This window comes from Trichocoleus sp. FACHB-40 (genome assembly GCF_014695915.1).
In the GTDB taxonomy this organism is placed as follows: domain Bacteria; phylum Cyanobacteriota; class Cyanobacteriia; order Cyanobacteriales; family FACHB-T130; genus Funiculus; species Funiculus sociatus.
In genome coordinates this window covers 76226-94278 of the sequence record NZ_JACJPF010000039.1, presented here as the reverse complement: position 1 = coordinate 94278, position 18053 = coordinate 76226, and the positions used below count along the sequence as shown (strand labels likewise).

12 protein-coding genes and 1 pseudogene are annotated in these 18053 nt (G+C 45.0%); 4 read left to right on the top strand and 9 right to left on the bottom strand.

From position 1 onward, the window contains the following. Window positions 1–117 precede the first annotated feature (117 nt). The 3 genes and pseudogenes from H6F63_RS06550 to H6F63_RS06540 form a co-directional block, all read left to right on the top strand. Window positions 118–666 (top strand): annotated as a pseudogene (locus H6F63_RS06550) (sensor histidine kinase); the annotation flags it as partial. 377 nt (window positions 667–1043) lie between these two features. Continuing rightward, entirely contained in the window at window positions 1044–3434 is a 2391-nt protein-coding gene (locus H6F63_RS06545) for a phosphoketolase family protein (protein ID WP_190635887.1), read from the top strand. A 158-nt stretch (window positions 3435–3592) separates the two neighbouring features. After that, a complete protein-coding gene (locus H6F63_RS06540) occupies window positions 3593–4828 on the top strand; it encodes an acetate kinase (protein ID WP_190635885.1) in 1236 nt (411 codons plus the stop codon). Window positions 4829–4852: 24 nt separating this feature from the next. Here the strand turns inward: H6F63_RS06540 and H6F63_RS06535 are convergent, their stop codons facing one another. From H6F63_RS06535 to H6F63_RS06510, 6 genes are all read right to left on the bottom strand, one after another. After that, a complete protein-coding gene (locus tag H6F63_RS06535; RefSeq protein ID WP_190635883.1) occupies window positions 4853–5392 on the bottom strand; it encodes a retropepsin-like aspartic protease in 540 nt (179 codons plus the stop codon). A 160-nt stretch (window positions 5393–5552) separates the two neighbouring features. After that, window positions 5553–6503 (bottom strand): glycosyltransferase, encoded by a 951-nt coding sequence (locus H6F63_RS06530; protein WP_190635881.1) that lies wholly within the window; start codon window positions 6501–6503, stop codon window positions 5553–5555. Window positions 6504–6686: 183 nt separating this feature from the next. After that, a complete protein-coding gene (locus tag H6F63_RS06525; RefSeq protein ID WP_190635879.1) occupies window positions 6687–7781 on the bottom strand; it encodes a glycosyltransferase in 1095 nt (364 codons plus the stop codon). A 46-nt stretch (window positions 7782–7827) separates the two neighbouring features. Continuing rightward, a complete protein-coding gene (locus H6F63_RS06520; protein ID WP_190635876.1) occupies window positions 7828–8796 on the bottom strand; it encodes a methyltransferase domain-containing protein in 969 nt (322 codons plus the stop codon). A 205-nt stretch (window positions 8797–9001) separates the two neighbouring features. Then, window positions 9002–10330, bottom strand: coding sequence for an O-antigen ligase (locus tag H6F63_RS06515; RefSeq protein ID WP_190635874.1), 1329 nt, complete (start codon window positions 10328–10330; stop codon window positions 9002–9004). A gap of 162 nt (window positions 10331–10492) precedes the next feature. Next, the gene (locus H6F63_RS06510) at window positions 10493–11887 is read right to left on the bottom strand and encodes an oligosaccharide flippase family protein (protein WP_190635872.1); all 1395 of its coding nucleotides are present in this window, start codon (window positions 11885–11887) and stop codon (window positions 10493–10495) included. Window positions 11888–12456: 569 nt separating this feature from the next. Between H6F63_RS06510 and H6F63_RS06505 the strand changes: the two genes are divergently transcribed. Further along, window positions 12457–14673: a hypothetical protein gene (locus H6F63_RS06505; protein WP_190635870.1), complete on the top strand. Its 2217-nt coding sequence runs from the start codon at window positions 12457–12459 to the stop codon at window positions 14671–14673. A gap of 35 nt (window positions 14674–14708) precedes the next feature. Here H6F63_RS06505 and H6F63_RS06500 read toward each other — a convergent pair whose 3' ends face one another. The 3 genes from H6F63_RS06500 to H6F63_RS06490 form a co-directional block, all read right to left on the bottom strand. Continuing rightward, entirely contained in the window at window positions 14709–14915 is a 207-nt protein-coding gene (locus H6F63_RS06500; RefSeq protein WP_190635868.1) for a hypothetical protein, read from the bottom strand. A 395-nt stretch (window positions 14916–15310) separates the two neighbouring features. Next, complete coding sequence (locus tag H6F63_RS06495) at window positions 15311–16492, bottom strand: glycosyltransferase family 4 protein (RefSeq protein WP_190456558.1); 1182 nt, start codon at window positions 16490–16492, stop codon at window positions 15311–15313. Window positions 16493–16494: 2 nt separating this feature from the next. Beyond that, on the bottom strand, window positions 16495–17736 hold the full coding sequence (locus H6F63_RS06490) for a glycosyltransferase family 4 protein (protein ID WP_190635866.1): 1242 nt from the start codon (window positions 17734–17736) through the stop codon (window positions 16495–16497). Window positions 17737–18053 lie beyond the last annotated feature (317 nt).

The following is an 18053-nucleotide window of genomic DNA, read 5'->3' as shown; positions in this document are numbered from 1 at the left end:
CAAGACGAGGAAATGAAAATATCATGGAAGCTAATAAGATTAATTAAGGTTTAGCCCAAAAAATATCATGATTTTGGGCTAATTTTTATGAAGTTTTCTTAACATTCAACATTTCTGATCAAAAACATGGATCAGCTATTGAACGAGGTTTTATTAATCGGTAAAGCCGATTTAGGTAAACTTCAGTATCAACCTACTCAGTTAGCTTTAGAACCGTTTTGCCGCCAACTGGTCGAAGAGTTACAACTTAGTACAGGTGAAAAGCATTTTACTATTGTTTTCACCTGTCAAGGAGAATTGGGGGAGGCGCTATGGGATGAAAACTTGCTGCGGCATATGTTAGGAAATTTACTCGCCAACGCCATTAAGTATTCACCTGAAGACGGTACAGTGTGGTTTGAACTGATTGGTCAGGAGAAAACAGTCATTTTTCGGATTCAAGATCGGGGGATTGGTATTCCTTTAGAAGACCAAAAAAGACTTTTTAAACCTTTCAATCGCGCTAGAAATGTCAGCACAATTCCTGGCAATGGTCTTGGTCTAGCGATTGTTAAAAAGTGTGTAGAGGCACATGGAGGTCAGATTTCCGTACAAAGTGAAGCTGGAGTAGGGACGACGTTTACCGTCATCTTGCCACTTGCGTCCGCAACAGTGAAGTCTGATTAAGGACTTGCCTGTGGTGCTGACAACTTCATCCGTTAATACTATCAAGTTATTCCGAATGGAATATAGAAATCCTATTTCAATTGTTAACAAGTATTCGCCCTGGTGTAGGGACACAGCAGTGGCCTCTCCTACAGGGTGTCACGAATTATTTAGGATTAGTATATTCCTTATTTGCATCCGTCAAGAGAAATAGTTCTGAAACAAAACTAATAAAATTTTGCAACTTGTTAAAGCAATTCTTAACAAATTGGCACGGATCTGGATGTCGCACAGATAATTATGGCAACAAGACAACTTCATTTAGTAATTTGAAGCTGTCAGTTGCATTTCGTACTGCTACCAACTAATTCCCACGATCCAGAAGGTAGAAAATCATTATGGTTCAAGCGATCGCTCCCACACTCCAAAAAGGTCTGCTGACCGCCGAAGAACTCCACAAGATCAACGCTTACTGGCGTGCTGCTAACTACCTTTCCGTCGGACAAATCTATTTATTAGACAATCCGCTACTCAAAGAACCCCTGACAATAGAACAGGTCAAACCCAGGCTACTTGGACACTGGGGGACAACTCCGGGTCTGAACTTCATCTACGTCCATTTCAATCGCCTGATTAAAAAGTATGACCTTCAGGTAATCTACATTGCTGGGCCTGGTCATGGCGGGCCCGGTTTAGTCGCCAACACATACTTAGAAGGCACTTACAGCGAGTTCTACCCCAACATATCCCAAGATGCTCAGGGCATGAAGTCGCTGTTCAAACAGTTCTCTTTCCCCGGTGGTATCCCTAGCCACGTTGCACCCGAAACTCCCGGATCAATTCACGAAGGCGGAGAACTCGGTTACGCACTCGTCCACGCTTACGGTGCTGCCTTCGACAACCCGGATCTGATTGTCTGTGCCGTTGTTGGTGACGGGGAAGCAGAAACTGGGGCCCTGGCTACCAGTTGGCACAGTAACAAGTTTCTCAACCCAGTCCATGATGGGGCTGTGCTGCCGATTTTACACCTGAATGGCTATAAGATCGCTGGGCCAACAGTGTTAGCGCGACTGAGTGATGAGGAACTAGAACACCTGTTCGTTGGCTACGGCTACAAGCCTTATTTCGTTGAGGGGTCGTACCCTGTTGAAGATGTTCACCAGTTGATGGCGCAAACCCTGGAGAGTGCGATCACAGAAATTAAAGACATCCAACAAGATGCCCGAAGCAATGGGTTCAGCAAGCGCCCCCAATGGCCGATGATTGTCATGCGGACTCCCAAAGGCTGGACGGGGCCAAAAGAAGTAGATGGTAAACCCGTAGAAAATTACTGGCGATCGCATCAAGTCCCATTATCAGACTTGGTGAACAAGCCAGAGCAGCTGAAAATGCTCGAAGATTGGATGAAGAGTTACAAACCCGAAGAACTCTTCGATGAAAACGGAACGCTAATTCCCGAACTTAAAGAACTGGCACCATTAGGCGATCGCCGTATGGGTACGAACCCCCACGCTAACGGTGGCTTGTTGCTAAAAGACCTGAAGATGCCAGACTTCCGGAATTACGCTGTCGATGTCCCCAAACCCGGCACCGTTACCACCGAAGCTACCCGCGTCATGGGAATGTTCTTGCGGGACATCATGACACTCAACGGCGAACGCCGGAACTTTCGGTTATTCGGGCCAGACGAAACGGCATCAAACCGCCTCAGTTCTGTATTTGAAGTCACAGACCGAGTATCTACCGCCGAAATTCTCCCCATCGACGGCAACGTTTCCCCCGATGGTCGCGTGATGGAAGTCTTAAGCGAACATATGTGCCAAGGCTGGTTGGAAGGATATCTCCTAACTGGTCGCCACGGGTTATTCTCCTGCTACGAGGCGTTTATCCACATCATCGACTCGATGTTCAATCAACACGCCAAGTGGCTCAAAACTACTCGCCACATTCCCTGGCGGCGACCCATCGCTTCCCTCAACTACTTGCTAACAAGCCACGTCTGGCGGCAGGATCACAATGGTTTTTCCCACCAAGACCCCGGCTTTATCGATCACGTTGTCAATAAGAAGGCAGAAATCATCCGGGTTTACCTACCCCCCGATGCTAATACCCTGTTGTCGGTGACAGACCATTGTTTACGCAGTCGCAACTATGTCAATGTCATCGTCGCCGGGAAACAACCCGCTTTGCAGTACCTTGATATGGATGCGGCAATCAAGCACTGTACGGTAGGTATTGGTATCTGGGAATGGGCGAGTAACGATAAAGGTAGCCAACCAGATGTAGTGATGGCGTGCGCTGGAGATGTTCCTACTTTAGAAACTTTGGCAGCAGTTGACATTCTCCGTCAGCACTGCCCCGATCTGAAGGTGCGGGTGGTGAATGTGGTTGACTTGATGACGCTTCAGCCAAACAGTGAGCATCCTCACGGTTTGTCTGATAAAGACTTTGACACCATCTTCACCACTGATAAGCCTGTCATCTTTGCCTATCACGGCTATCCTTGGCTGATCCATCGTCTCACCTACCGCCGGACGAATCACAATAACCTCCACGTCCGGGGTTACAAGGAAGAAGGCACGACGACTACGCCGTTTGATATGGTGGTTCTCAACGATTTGGATCGCTTCCACCTGGCGGGGGATGTCATCGATCGGGTGCCAGAACTGGGATATGCGGCGGCTTATGTAAAACAAATGCTGCGCGATAAGTTGATTGAGCATAAGCATTACATCACTACGCACGGCGAGGATATGCCGGAAATTCGCGATTGGAAATGGCCTTATTAGAGGAACCCCAATCCCTCCCCGCTTGAGGGGCTAAGAGAAACTGTTTAAGACGTTCCCAAGCTCAGCCTGGGAACGCCTTCCAAGCTCAGCCTCTTGTTTAGATACAGGAGGCTGAGCCTCCAAATACGCATTCCTAGGCTCAGCCTGGGAACGAAAAAATGAAGATATTAGTTTTGAATGCGGGATCTAGCAGCCAGAAGAGTTGCTTGTATGAGTTAGGGGACTCTTTGCCACAGGAACCTTTAACTCCTTTGTGGGAGGCGCAGATTGACTGGACGAAGCAGCCTGGGATGGCTTTGATTGAGGTGAAAACTGGAGGAGGTGCGGTTTTTGAGGACAAGTTGCCGCTAGATGATCGGTTAAAAGCGATCGCTTCTATGTTGGAAACTCTCTGGTGTGGCGATACTCAGGTGCTAGATAACCCTACAGATATTGATATTGTCGGTCATCGGGTGGTGCATGGGGGAGAAGAATATCGCCTCCCCACTTTGATTACAGCCGAAGTCAAAGACGCGATCGCTCGTCTTGCGGAATATGCCCCCATCCATAACCCAGTCAATCTTGAGGGAATTGAAGCTATAGAGCAAATTCTGGGTAATTCCGTTCCCCAAGTTGCTGTGTTTGACACAGCTTTTCACAGCCAACTACCGCCCGCAGCTTATGTATATCCTGGTCTTTACGAGTGGTTAGAACAAGGTATTCGGCGGTATGGTTTCCACGGTATCAGCCATCAATACTGCGCTCAACGCACTGCACAAATTCTGGGGAGAAACCTCGATTCTCTGCGCCTGATTACCTGTCATCTAGGAAATGGTTGTTCCCTGGCGGCAATTCTTAACGGTTATAGCATCGATACCACGATGGGGTTTACTCCCCTGGAAGGGTTGATGATGGGCAGTCGTTCAGGTTCTGTCGATCCTGGGATTTTAATCCATTTATTGCGTCAGTCAGGGATGGATGCCGAAAAGCTTGACAAAATACTCAATTCGCTTTCTGGGTTAAAGGGGATTTCCGGCTTATCCGGGGATATGCGCCATATCCTGAGTGCGATCGCTCAAGAAAACCCACGCGCAACTTTGGCATTTGATATTTACGTGCATTCACTCCGCAAGCACATCGGTGCCATGCTTGCAAGTTTAGGCGGCTTAGATGCACTGGTGTTTACTGGCGGTGTCGGTGAAAATGCGGCGGCGGTAAGAGAGCAAGCCTGTGCAGCTTTTGAATTTCTGGGTTTGCAACTAGATCCCCAAGAAAATGCCGCATCGCCGCGCGATCGCGATATCGCCACTTTTGAATCAAAAATCCGGGTGCTAATTGTTCACACTCAGGAAGATTGGGCTATCGCGGTGTCGTGCTGGCAGTTAGGATTTAGCGCCGCTTCCGCCACAGGATGAGTATTTTTATCTTTCCCGACAACCTCAGCGCAGTTGAAACACCACCACATCCCGTTTCACGGTGACATCGTAATTGCCAAAGAAGTCATGCCCTAAAAGTCCAATGTCTTGATCTGCACCTGCGATCGCTACTAGCACTTTATTGGCAACAGCACCATCTACAGACATCGATTGCACGTATCCTACAGGAAATTCTACTCCTACCGCACTGGCAGTATCAGCTTTAACCGTTGTCACTGGCACTACCCGCAAGGCCGATGCCATGCGGCGGGTAATCATCGTCCCGCTAGCCCCGGTATCTAGAATCATCTCGTAAGTTTGCCCGCCATTAAATGTCACATCAATTACGGGTGTACCACCTAATCGGCGTTTGATTGGGGCTTGAAACGCCCGTTTGCTAGCCGAGTCGCCGCCGCACAGATGACCTAAGTTGACGGTTCTGCCTCCCGGAGCCACCATAAAACACGGGTCATCCTGGGCTTTAGCCGCCCTTGGCACCTCCGCCAGGACTGCATAAAAAACCAGCCCGGTTAGAGAAACTAGCACTGTTATAAATCGTTTCATCTTGCTTTCCCTGTCTTATTAATTGAGCTTGGTAGATTCACTATTGCTCAATTCTCAATTTTTGTTATACAGCAGTCCTAAACGAATATTTTTTCGTTTATCGCACTCTCGTCGTGAGAGCGACTTACCGGATGCTGCTATATCTATTATTATTAATTTTTTAAAATTTAGTATTTTTCAGATAATTGTAAAGCGCCCTCATATAAATTTCCATTTTTTCTGGTAGCGTCACCGAAGACAAATAACTTTTGACAAATTCCTGACATTCTTCTTCAACTCCTCCAGAACGCCCATACATACCCAAACCTGTTGCTAACAAGTTATTGGTAAATTTAGAAAACGATGGGAATTTCTTTTTTATCCAATAGGCTGTAAGAACAATTATTCTCGCTTGCACCTTTTGCTTATCCTTCCTCATCGAATAAGCGTTGGAGCCATGTACTCTATAAAGAGCTAATTCTTTATCAAAAATCAGACCTTTACCCAGTCCTATTGCCGTAAATTCCAAATAACCATCATTAAGTCCAATTCTCTTGGCTTCAGGCATTGGTAAAATTTGTTGTAGAAGCGATCGCCTAAAGCAAAGTCCTGTCGTAGAAGGAAGATTGTCTAATTTATCCTTTAGTTTCCCCTTTTTGATGTGTTCTCTCAGATCGTACTCGCGTTTGGGATTTTCAGCCCCATTCTTGCTAATAGATCCACCTTCATTACCATTTTCACTAACGGTAGGTTTACCCTCAGCATCCACCCACTTAAGCGAGTGAAAACACCATTCTAAATCTGCGCGATCGCTAAACGCCTCTACAACTTCTGCCGCTTTTTCTGGCACATAGATATCATCAGCGTCTAAAAAGCAAATAATATCTCCACTACTCGCTGCAAAACCAGCATTAAAAGCCGAAGCTTGTCCCCCATTTTCCTTTAGCACTGGGGTAATTTTATCTCCGTAACTGGCAATAATTTCCCGTGAATTATCGGTAGAACCGTCATCTACTACGATTACTTCACTGTGAGAATAACTTTGATTAAGAGCGCTGTCAATCGCCTCCGACAGGAAACGAGCATAGTTGTAGTTATTAATGAGAATGCTAACTTTAGGATTACCGTTCATGCTTTAGCCCTTCAAATTTTTTAAAATTCACCAGTCGTTATTTTACTTTCTTCCCGCTCAAAAATTACTGAATTTGTAGGTTGGGTTGAGCAACGAAACCCAACGTTCCTTACTGGGGCTTGTTCCTCAACCCAACCTAATAAATTCCTCTAATTAAAGCACAAGCAAAGGAAGAAAATAGCGTTAGCTAACATTCAACACCTGCCGATACCCTGTTAAAGCATTTTCTAGCGAATATTCCGCAGCCTTTTGCCGTAAAGCTTCAGAATTTCGAGGCTCCTCTAAACTCTTAATAATAGCCTCTGCCATACCCTTGACATCTCCCACAGGTACTAATTTTCCATAGCGACCGTGTTCTAAAATCTCAGCAGGGCCACTCTCGCAATCGGTAGAAACTACCCTGGTTCCTCCAGCCATCGCCTCAATTAATACAGTAGGTAACCCCTCAAATAAAGATGAAAGAACGAACACATCCGATGCAGCCATATAAGCATAGGGATTCGCCACAAAACCAGGTAAAGCTACAACTTCCGTTAAACCTAGTTCCTGCACCAAAGCCTCAAGTTGTGGACGTTCTTTTCCCTCACCCAAAATCATCAACTTTGCCGGACGCTGCTGCTGCACAAGTGCAAAAGCGCGAATTAGCATTGGAAAATCTTTCTGCTTTTCCAAGCGTCCCACACCTAAAATCACCGGAGGCGAACCCGGTGCAAACCAAGGATGATCCACAGGTTCAGCAACTTTTTTAAAAAGTTCCGGGGTAACAACTGGGTTGTAGATTACTTTAACCAGTTCCTTAGACAAACCCAATTTTATTAAATCATCCGCCGCCCCTTGAGATACTGTAACAACTGCATCAGCCCACGGGTAAAACCAGCGTGCCAAATAAGGTGAAATTCGCCTTTTAAGTTGAGTTGAATTTTGGGACTCTATGGAAAGAGTATTATGCACGCTAACTACCATTCGAGTAGATACGCCACCTATTTTTCGACTCCATAAAGCCACTAAGTTTGTATCTTCCAAAGCCGAAAGTAAAGCTTGCGGTTTGTTTTCTTTTAGATAGCGTACCAGCGCGGGAAGACTGGTTATTAGCCGCTTACCCTGCAAGTCTATGATGTTTACTTCTGACGGAACCAGAGGCAGAAAAGGCCCTTCAACCTTAACTAAAACTAAGTCTACGCTTAAACCTTGCTCGATAAAACCACGAGTCAAGTTAACTAGCACTCTCTCAACGCCACCACCTTCGAGGGAGGTGAGAAAAATTGCCACATTAGACATCTTAAATCCGGCAATAAATTATTAACAATCTTAATGAGCAAAAACTCTATTGTATACCTTTGTAGAGTTTAAGCAATTCTCGGTCAGAAAGAACGCGATCGCTCTTTGTCCCGATAAAATAATATCCTGATGCTGCATCAAATGTACCAGGCTTATCAATTAAAAAATAATCTAAATATTTTAGCCAAAAGGATGTCAACCTGGTAAAAGCTTTTACCGCAGATTTTGCCGCATCAGACTTCACAAAACTCAAAAGAAAGTATTGATATGACCAAGCTAATGCCATTCCCGGGCCACACACTGCGCCACTAGAAGCTTCTTCAAACTTTCGGAACAAACGGCGATGTCCTAAATGGGTGAAGCGAGTAAAATCATATCGTCCCATATGTACTTGTTGCATAAAGGGAGTTTCTGCGTAAACTACTCCACCTTTTTTAAGTACCCGATAAATTTCTTCTACACATCGGTTCGGATCTAGAACGTGTTCAAGTACAGCTTGTACAATTACCCCATCAAACGAGTTATCAGCAAAGGGTATGTCGTGAGCGTCACAGATTAATGCTGTACAAGGGCCAAAAGAAACATCAGTGCTAACAATTTCCAAATCTGGATTGGAAAAAACAGCTTCCATTCCATCTCCCACTATACCCCCACCAACTACCAAAATCTTAGGCTTTTTATTCAGCTGCATTACCAGCTTTAAAAACTGATTGTAATTAGCTTTTCCCTTGATATTGGCATGAATATCCGGGAGCAGATTGGCAACAACCTTTTTCAATTTTGACTGGGATTGAAAATTGAAAGTTGTATCTTGACGATTTAAAAAATCGCTAAAAGAAAAGATACTCGAAGACTCATTAATTAAAACAGGTATTCCATCAACCACAGGAAAATGAGCTTTACACTCAGAATTTGTACATCCAAATTCCTCTTTGACCAATTCTAACTTTGACTGGCAAACTGGACAATTGAGCAATTGTTGCGTATTTTCTGATAACTTCATTTGGGTATTCATGAAATCATTCCTTTAGGTTTTGATAGGTAGTGTAAAGTAATTTGTCGGACGAAATATGTAACAAACTTACCCTATATCTTGTTATCTCTTGCTGGGTTGCGGTCTGGAAATACTTGCTGCCAGGCTCTGCCTCACATTCTCCGCAAGTTTTTTGCTTAGCTTCCCTCTCGACTGAACCCAGATTAAGCCTAGGTACGGTGGAACATTAAGGAAAGCTTTCTATACCTGTTGGGCTAACAGTTTTTTCACTTAATCTTTCGCTTTCTTTCCTAACCTTTACCCCTTGGACATTTCTCAAAGAGAAAGTGATTGAAACAAACAAAACCCAATAAATAGAGTTTGGTTCGACAATCGTACTCTCGGTGTAATTATACATAGGCAAGAACGTTAAGTAAATTAGAGGCCATAGAGATTCCGAAGTTGTACTTGTACGCACGTATTTGATTGCTCGTATATAAGCAAAAACCACACTAAGCACAAAAAACAACGCTCCTAACAAACCAATTTCTACTCCTATATTGTAAAAACCATTGTGAGCCTGATACACCCTGTAGCGAAGTACGCGCCACACATAATCTGACTCTCCTCCCTCTATCCAAAACGCCTGATACCCGTAACCTAACCAAGGACGCTCCCAAATTTTATGCATGACAGCTTCCCAAATCTCTGTACGACCGCTGAGGGTAGGATCTTTCCCTAAACTAAACAGCAAATTGTCCCAACTAGCTACAGTAAATGTAGCCATACTTCCACCTACTAATATTGCAGTGATAAAGAAGGGAATTGCCAGGTTATCGCTCCATCGCAAAGCTCTATACAGAGGTAACAGAAGTATCAAAGTAAGAAAGATAACCAGAGCAGTTTTAGAAGTTGAAAGTATAATTAGAGCAATTGTCAGACCAGCAACACCAAACACAAGGTAGCGGTACTTGTTGCGAAGATCAAGAGCAGCTAGTAATGGAGGAAACGCACATACAAGCATCAGCCGAGCAAAGAGATTTTTGTGCAACAATGGTCCTCGCCAAGCTCCCGAGTGAGTCCCATTTTCTATTCCCGATCCCCGCAAACCGAGGGTATACAATAAACTAAATACTGCGACTATACCCAACGCCCACGCTATTATTTTTAACTGCTCTTTTAAGCTAAAGCGGGAAGCAAGATACAATCCAAATAAGGTTGTTGTTAATGCAAATATACCAGCTTTTCTCGATATACTTGGGAAATCAGACCAAAAAAATGAAGTAACAATAATTCCTATTAGAACTAATAAGAATGGGTCTCTCAGAGCAGGGCGAACAACACTTTTGAACCGGGCAACAATAAAAAATAAAGTTGTCGCATAAATCCCATATTGCAGCAGCGACACCAGACGGTCAAAGGAAGACGAAACGTAAAAGCCGTATCCTGGTACGCCCTCAGACACATTGTAATAGCTGGCAAAATTCAAAACACCTGTGAAGACTACCAGGGTAAGAATGGCGAATCTTTTTTCAAAGAAGCTTAGGAGGGGATTTACAGTTTGAGCTGGTGACATAGGGAAGGAAAATTAATCTGAATTTTCTGATGAGCCGCTAATACCATCGTCGATTGGGAAACCCTTGCATGCAAAGGATTTCAGAACTTTAACTGTTGCAATTCCAAAATCCAATGGTATAACTTTTAACATTGAGAGACCGTAGCTACAATCGCGCTAACTTCAAGACGCCCTTTCAGACTTTGCTCCCCTGATACTTTTAATGTAATCTCTCAGCTTTTGGTGCGTACTGGGCAACAAAGCCACCACTACTAATCCCAGCGCCGCCCACCATCCTAACTGATAAGCAAACAGAGCCGCAGCAAAAGCACCCCACCACAAGCCAGTCAGCCGATAGTCTGGGTTGCCAATATCCCGCACCAAATAGAAGTGAATTACAACGTAACTCGTCAGAGCCACTATCTCAGCCCAACCGTATCCGATTAATCCCAGGCGGGGTAAAAGCAAAAATGCTGCTCCCGCAAAAAGAGCCATGTGTACGATGTGAAAGGCTGTAACTTCCCAGTTTCGCCGCAGAACGTAGAGGGCGGAGGAGTGCATATTAAACAGGGAGTTGGTCAGGTAGCCCAAGGCGATAAAAGGATAAACTTGTACTACCGGAAGCCAGCGATCGCCAAATACTAGAGGAATTAGCCAAGGACTAACCCAACTAACTCCGACTAACAGCGGCCCCACTGCTAATATCTGTAAACCCATGCCTTCAGTTACAGCTCTTACTAGGCGTTCTTTGTCCCCCTGCAAGCGGGAGAGGGTAGCGATAGAAATTCGCCAGGTTGCTGCCTTGACAAAACCAAGAATCTCGATAATGCGGATGGCTAAAGCCACGTATCCCACCGCTTCGGCCCCGGCGAACCTACCTACTAGCAAGGGGTTGATTAGGGTACGCAGTTGCCAGACCCAAATTGACGCTGAGAAGCTCATGCCGTACCCCCACATCTGCTTAACTAAATCCCAGTTCCAGGCAAAGCGGGGACGATAGCCTGCACTCCAGTAGAGTAGTGCTAGAGTTTGAGCTTGCTGTAGCCACCATCCAGCCACCAGCGCCCACACTCCGGCTCCCCGAAAAGCCAATGGAAAGGCTATCACGTAGTAAAATAACTGACCGAGAAGTTCAATTAAAGCTACCCGCTTGTAATCTAGATTGCGCTCTAGCCGGGCCATCGGTACTTGATTGAGGAGAACGACGGGAAGCCCCAGAAACAAGACTTGCGCTACCGGGCGAAACCCTTTGATGTTCACCCAGCTTTCTATTAAGGGAAGCGCCAAAAAAGCTAAAAGCATTCCGGCCAACGCTTGCAATAGCAGCAGGGTGAAAGCTTGGTGGTATACTCCTAGTTCTTCTTCCCCTTCTCGCCGCACCAGATAAACTTCAATACCTAGTTGACTGAGCATCTGGAGGTACAAAAATATACTGACAGCGGCAGCGTACAGACCGTAGTTTTCTGGACCGATCACCTTGGTAACTAGCATCACTCCCGCCAGACTGATGAATACTCCCAGTCCCTGACGCAATACCAGGTAGATTCCTCCCCGCATGACTTGAGTTTTTAAGCTCATGCTTGTCGTCCCTCAAAGTAGCAAATATTACGGGAAAAACTTTGAGGCTCTACAAATGAAGACTTCCAGAAAAAGAGATTTATAGATAGCGATCGCAGCTTGGGAGTCTTTAGCGGCGGAAGATTAGGGATCGGTACAATGCTCATCATTTTTTTGAGCAGGTGGCTCAGCTCCAGCACATTTTTCTCCTCAGTTTGCCTTGGTTCATCGCTACTGGATCAGCAGACTGCCTTCTACAGACCGTCAGCATATTTCATTGAATAAATTAGTCAATTGCCAATAATGCTAGTACAGACTGGCAAAAATATCTCAGCAGCAGTTAAAGTTATTGTAATTGGGTGCCAATCTCTTGCTACGCAAACAAAATTAATTTACCACAGACAACAGTGTGCGTTCGTGAGAATTTTCCCTAGAAGTTTAAAGCTTTTATAAAGACACTTAAATATTTACAGATTTGGCATTGAGCTATGGAAGGCTTGATAATTTTTCGTTAAAACTTGAAATGTATGAGTAAATAACTGAATTATTCTCTGGAAAATGGCTGTAATCTTACCAGTATTTAGTCAATCATGATATTACAACTTCTCCATCGGGCTGTGGCTCCTGTTTTTATTGGCATTATGCTTGGGTGTACTGCAAGTAGCAACCAACAGCCGATTGTAGGAGCAGACCTTGTGTCCGCACCGATTGCGCCAACTTCCTACGCCGGGGCAAATGGGTATCGCTGGGCTAACGTGTCGATAGGAGGCGGAGGGTTTGTTACAGGTGTCTACACCCACAACGCGCAAAAGGATCTGGTTTATATCAGAACCGACGTTGGTGGCTTTTATCGCTGGAATGCCAAAGATAAAACCTGGATTCCATTAAATGACAGCTTCTCAATGCAAGAGAAAACATATTACGGGGGAGAAGCGATCGCGACAGATCCCAATAACCCAAATATCGTCTACATGGCCGCAGGTAAATACTCCCAGTGGCAGCCCAAAGGGTCAATCTTTAAGTCCACAGATCAAGGTAAAAACTGGACTAAACTAAACATAGACTTAGGGATGGACAGCAACGACGAGCATCGTTGGGCGGGAAAAAGGCTAGCTGTCAATCCAGCCAACTCCAACATTATTTTCTTTGGTTCGCGACACGATGGGCTGTGGAAGTCGGAGAATGCAGGCGCGACATGGGCAAAAGTCACAACTTTATCTCCAACTTTTACCAAAGGCGTTGGCATCTTGGGCATTGTATTTGACAACCAAGTACCAGGTTTAGTCTATGCCAATATTTACGGAGACGGTATTTACCAATCTACTGACACGGGTATTACGTGGAGCAAAATAGCGGGAAGTCCAGCACAAGCACAGCGAATGGCTGTTGCTAACAACAGTATTCTGTACGTAACCCACATGGCAGGGGTTAGCAAGTATGAAAAGGGAACTTGGAGCAACATCACCCCAGAAAACAAACCAGCAGCTTTTAATGCCTTGGGTGTTAACCCGAATAATCCCAACGACGTACTGGTAGCCTTGGGTCAATCTACCTCTACTAAAATTTACAGAACCTCAGATGGTGGTGCCACTTGGACAGAGAAAAAGGCATCGGTAAAGCATACCGTTCCTTGGTGGGACGACTCCATGTTTTCCTTGTGGACTTCCGCTATTGAGTTTGACCCAAAAGTTCCAGGGAAAGTATGGTTAACTGACGGGTTTGGAATTTGGCAGACAGAGAATATCGACGCCAATCCGGCCGTTTGGACTAACTATGAGCAAGGACACGAAGAAGTAGTTGCTTTTGCGATCGCTGCACCTCCCAAAGGCGCTGTCTTGTTGAGCGGGGTAGCCGATGTAGACGGTTTCTATCACAACAATGGACTGAACGCCTTTCCCGCCAAAAGGTTTGAAGGTATTTCTCCCATAAGTAACGCCAATCGCGACACCTATGCGATCGCCTACTCCCAAAGCGACCCTTTGCGTATCGTCCGCGTTGGCGGTTCGAGGTGGAACTCAACTTATACAGGAGCAACTTCAACAGATGGCGGATTAACATGGAAGCGGTTTGGGTCATTTCCGGCATCAATGCCACTGCGCGTAGCTATATCCGCAACTAACCCAAATTTGTTCGTTGTAGCTGTAAGTAAAGCTCCACCCCTACGCACCACTGATGGCGGCGCTTCATGGAGTGCAGTGTCAGGACTACCTAATGGCCCAGAAGGCCCGTGGTATTGGGGTCAGCCCTTGGTGGCGGATAAAGTAGATGGCAATACTTTTTACTATTACAGCGACGGTAAAGTTTACCGCAGCACTGACGGAGGTGCATCCTTCAGCGTTGTTAACTCATCAATTCCCAATATTAATAGTGACTATTATTCCTATGCGCTGAAAACAGTTCCAGATGCGAAAGATGAAGTCTGGCTCAGCTTAGACTGGGAAGGTTTATTCCATTCCACAGACGGTGGCAAAACGTTTTCTAAACTGCCTTCAGTAGAAAAGGCGCATTTGTTTACTTTCGGGAAACCGCAGACAGGAAGTACAACTCCGGCGCTTTATTTGTATGGAAAAATTTCTGGTATGGGCGAGGGAATTTTCCGTTCTCTCGACAAAGGCAAAACTTGGATAAGCATCAGTTCTAAGCAAAATCCCATCGGTGGCGAGCCAAATGTGATGGAGGCGAGTTGGCAGAAGTTTGGCTTAGTCTTCATTGGCACCAATGGCAGGGGAATCTACTACGGAACTCCAGAGGATTCCAAGGAGCAGGCTGCTTTATCTTCCGGGCCCGTACACGCAATTCGCCCCTGAATACTTGCCAAATTTATCCGCCAAGTACCAAGGCATTAGCCTTTAACCGAAGACGGTTGTTGCGCCCTAGTCACACCTTCTGTTAAAGAATTGTTTTGTAGTGCTTTTACTGCTGACAACACTTGCGAGACGAGCGATTCAACCATCATCAAGACTACCGAAAATGCTAACACTACGAAACCAGCAGCCGTGAAGATCAACATTACGCTCGTAGAAATTAGTTTATTGATAAAGGTGTTCATTTTTCTGAGTAGCTTTCTTTACCTCTCTAGCATATAAAACAGTACGTGGCGTAGGCATCAGTGAATTTTTTGAATTAATTGTAAAGAACGCCCTTATAAATTGGAAAACCTACGTGGATATATGTAAGTATAATTTTTTACTCATCAATTCAAATTTTGGTTATTACTTTATCCTAAGAGCTAAGATTTGTAAATTAATGGTGCTAGTACAGCCGTAATTGAGTGTAAGTATGGGTGTCGCGCTTATAACATTGGTGCAGTGAGTGTCACTGGCTATTGTCGGTAAAAAAAATTCAAACACAAAAAATAGTAGGGGCGTACAGTTATTTGCGCGCCCCTATCCCCTGACGGGAAATATTAAGTTATATTGACAATTTAGAGATGCAACAGCACTCTTAAGCCTTGACAGGACGGTCTGAAACTGGAAATGGGTTTGGTTTTGGTTTTGGAACAGGGGCGGTGAGTGTGTTGTACAACTTCAAGGTTTCGGCAGTAATCTGGTTCCAGGTATAGTTTGTTTGTACATAATTCTGGGCGTTTTTAGCCATTACCGCCAGTTCCTGCTGGTGATTGATTGCCCATTCCAAGCTGCGGAGGCAGGAGTCTACATTTTTCACCTGGAAAAGCATCCCCCGTTCTTTGCCGATCAATTGCTGATGCACGGGAATATCACTACCGAGTACGGGGACACCTTCCTGCATTGCTTCCAACATCGATAGAGGTAATCCCTCCAACTCAGAAGGAAGTACAAACAATCCCGCGCCCCGAAGGATTTCTGCTAGACGAGGCCCTCTAAGTTCACCTGTGAATATTATGTTTTTGTTATTCGCCGCCATGTCGGTTATCTCTGAGGTGAACTCATTGGTATCGCTGGTACCGCCGACCATGACGAGTTTCCATCCTTCTTGCTGAAGGTTTTGAAAGGCTTTGATGAGTAAGTCGGGACACTTTTCCGGCACCAGTCTACCTAAAAATAGAATATAGCGTCCCTGTTCCAGACCTAGCGAAGTTCCATAAGTAAAAGTAGGGTCTGAATCACCCATATTTGAGGGTGCGTTAGGAATATAAATTGTCTCTTTACCGTAAGTTTGCTTAAAGTATGAGCGCAGTTCCTCTGAAACGACTATCATCTCATCAGAGAAGCGGACAGCAGCGCGTTCCCCACGACGGATTAGGTCGCTAGAAGCTTTGTTCCATTTGGCACGTTGCCAATCTAAGCCATGACAGGTAACAACGACTTTTGCTGAAGAGGCAAATTTTGGTAGCCAGGTAAAGAGAGATGGCCCTAAAGCGTGGAAGTGAACGATATCATAACGCTTTGCATTAGAAGCGATCGCTCCCAGCGCCGAACTCAACAGAGCATCCATTCCCTTGACATTCAAGCTGGGTATAGAAACAACCTTCACACCATGAACGTTATAGTGACTTAGTGAAACATTTCCGGTGTATGAGGAACGAGCAAACAAATCTACTTCGTGACCCTGTTCAACTACCCGCGAGTAAATTTCTTCACAGTGATGCTCAATGCCACCTTGTTTGGCAGGCAATCCTTTCGCTCCAATTACGGCAATTTTCATTGTTAAACCCCGGTAAAGCTTTTATGATTAATCTGGCTAGTAGATAAATTCCCCTGTTCCCAGCGGCTTAGCATATCGCTGTAGATATCACCCACAACAGTCTTGGCACTGTAAGGTTTGGCAGCTTTAACGCACGCCTCAAGTGGATAATCTCCACCGTTGTGCAGTACCTTACGCAAGGCATCTGCAACTGCGGCTGGCGTTCGCTCCTCGCATACCACTCCACTGTTAGCAGTGAGTAGGTTGGGAGTTTCGCCGCAATTGGTTGTCACCAATGGGGTACCGCTGGCAAGTGCTTCGAGAGCGACCATAGGAAGACCTTCATAGACGCTAGTTAGTACGAAGACACTGCATATCCGCTGCAACTGTGCAAGTTCTTTCTGGGCTAATGGTCCCAGCAGTGTTACCTGTTCGGTCAATCCAAAGCGGGAAATCTCAGAATTTAGCTCATCCTTTAAGTCTCCATCACCCGCTATGAGCAGGTGAACATTTGCATCGTTCAGGGCAGCAATGGAGCGGATTAGCAGTACGGGATCTTTTTGGGCGTGAAGGCGACCAGCAAATAGAATAAAGCGCGTATCCTGGGCTAAACCCATTTGCTGTGCTAAGCTTCGCCTAGCTTGTTCCCGTTCATCCTCAGTTAATGGGTAGCAAATTTCGTTATCTACTGTGTTTTTGACGTAGGAAACGCGCTCTGCTATGTCTGGGTAACGCTGCTGGTAATGTTGCACCGAATCGGTGTTGCACGACAAGATTTGGGAAAACTGACTTATAAGATAGTGTTCGACAGCAAAATACGCTGCTGGAAAACGTTGCCATAAAATAGCATTTTTCTTGTCTGTAGAATTTACCTGCTTTTGAATATCATTGTGAATAAAAAGAGTTTTCTCACCAGCCCATTTAAGAGTTGCTAGGGTCGGTTCCAATCTGTGAAAGTGCATGAAATCTGAACTCAAGTTACGGCCCAAAAGGGCAGCCGTATATTTAATACTGGTTGGTACTAATTTTTTAAAGTTATCGTTTTCTATAAAAAACAAAGGCATAAAGCGGATTTCTCTGCCTGCCACTTGCGAATCTCGCCATACTCCTATGGGTTGGGATGGATCATTTTCCGTTCCTACCAGCCGGATTTCAAACTCGCTAGGAGCGTATTTGACAAAGGTGCGTATGACTGTTTGAATACCCCCGATGCTAATGCCACTGGGATTGAACTGGTAGAAGATAGTCAAAACAGGTTTACGCATAACTATAAAACCTATATATAGCTAGGTGTGCTGGTAGTTTTTTCGTAGCAACAAAGGTTAATTTAGCAGCCTGTTAGTAAATTTCCTTCAGCATTACTGCTTAGCTTACTTGAGAATCTGAGATTCTCTTCAGCGTTATTACGTAGATTACTGTAAAACACTATCCAAGTAAATTGAATTTGCCATATTTCACAGAGAATTCTCAAATCCCATACTTGACTTCATGGCAACTTCATAATAATGAGTTTTAATATCTTTTTTATCCAAAATATCTACTGGATCTAGCACTAGGCAATAATTTTGTCCCCAAGCCGAAA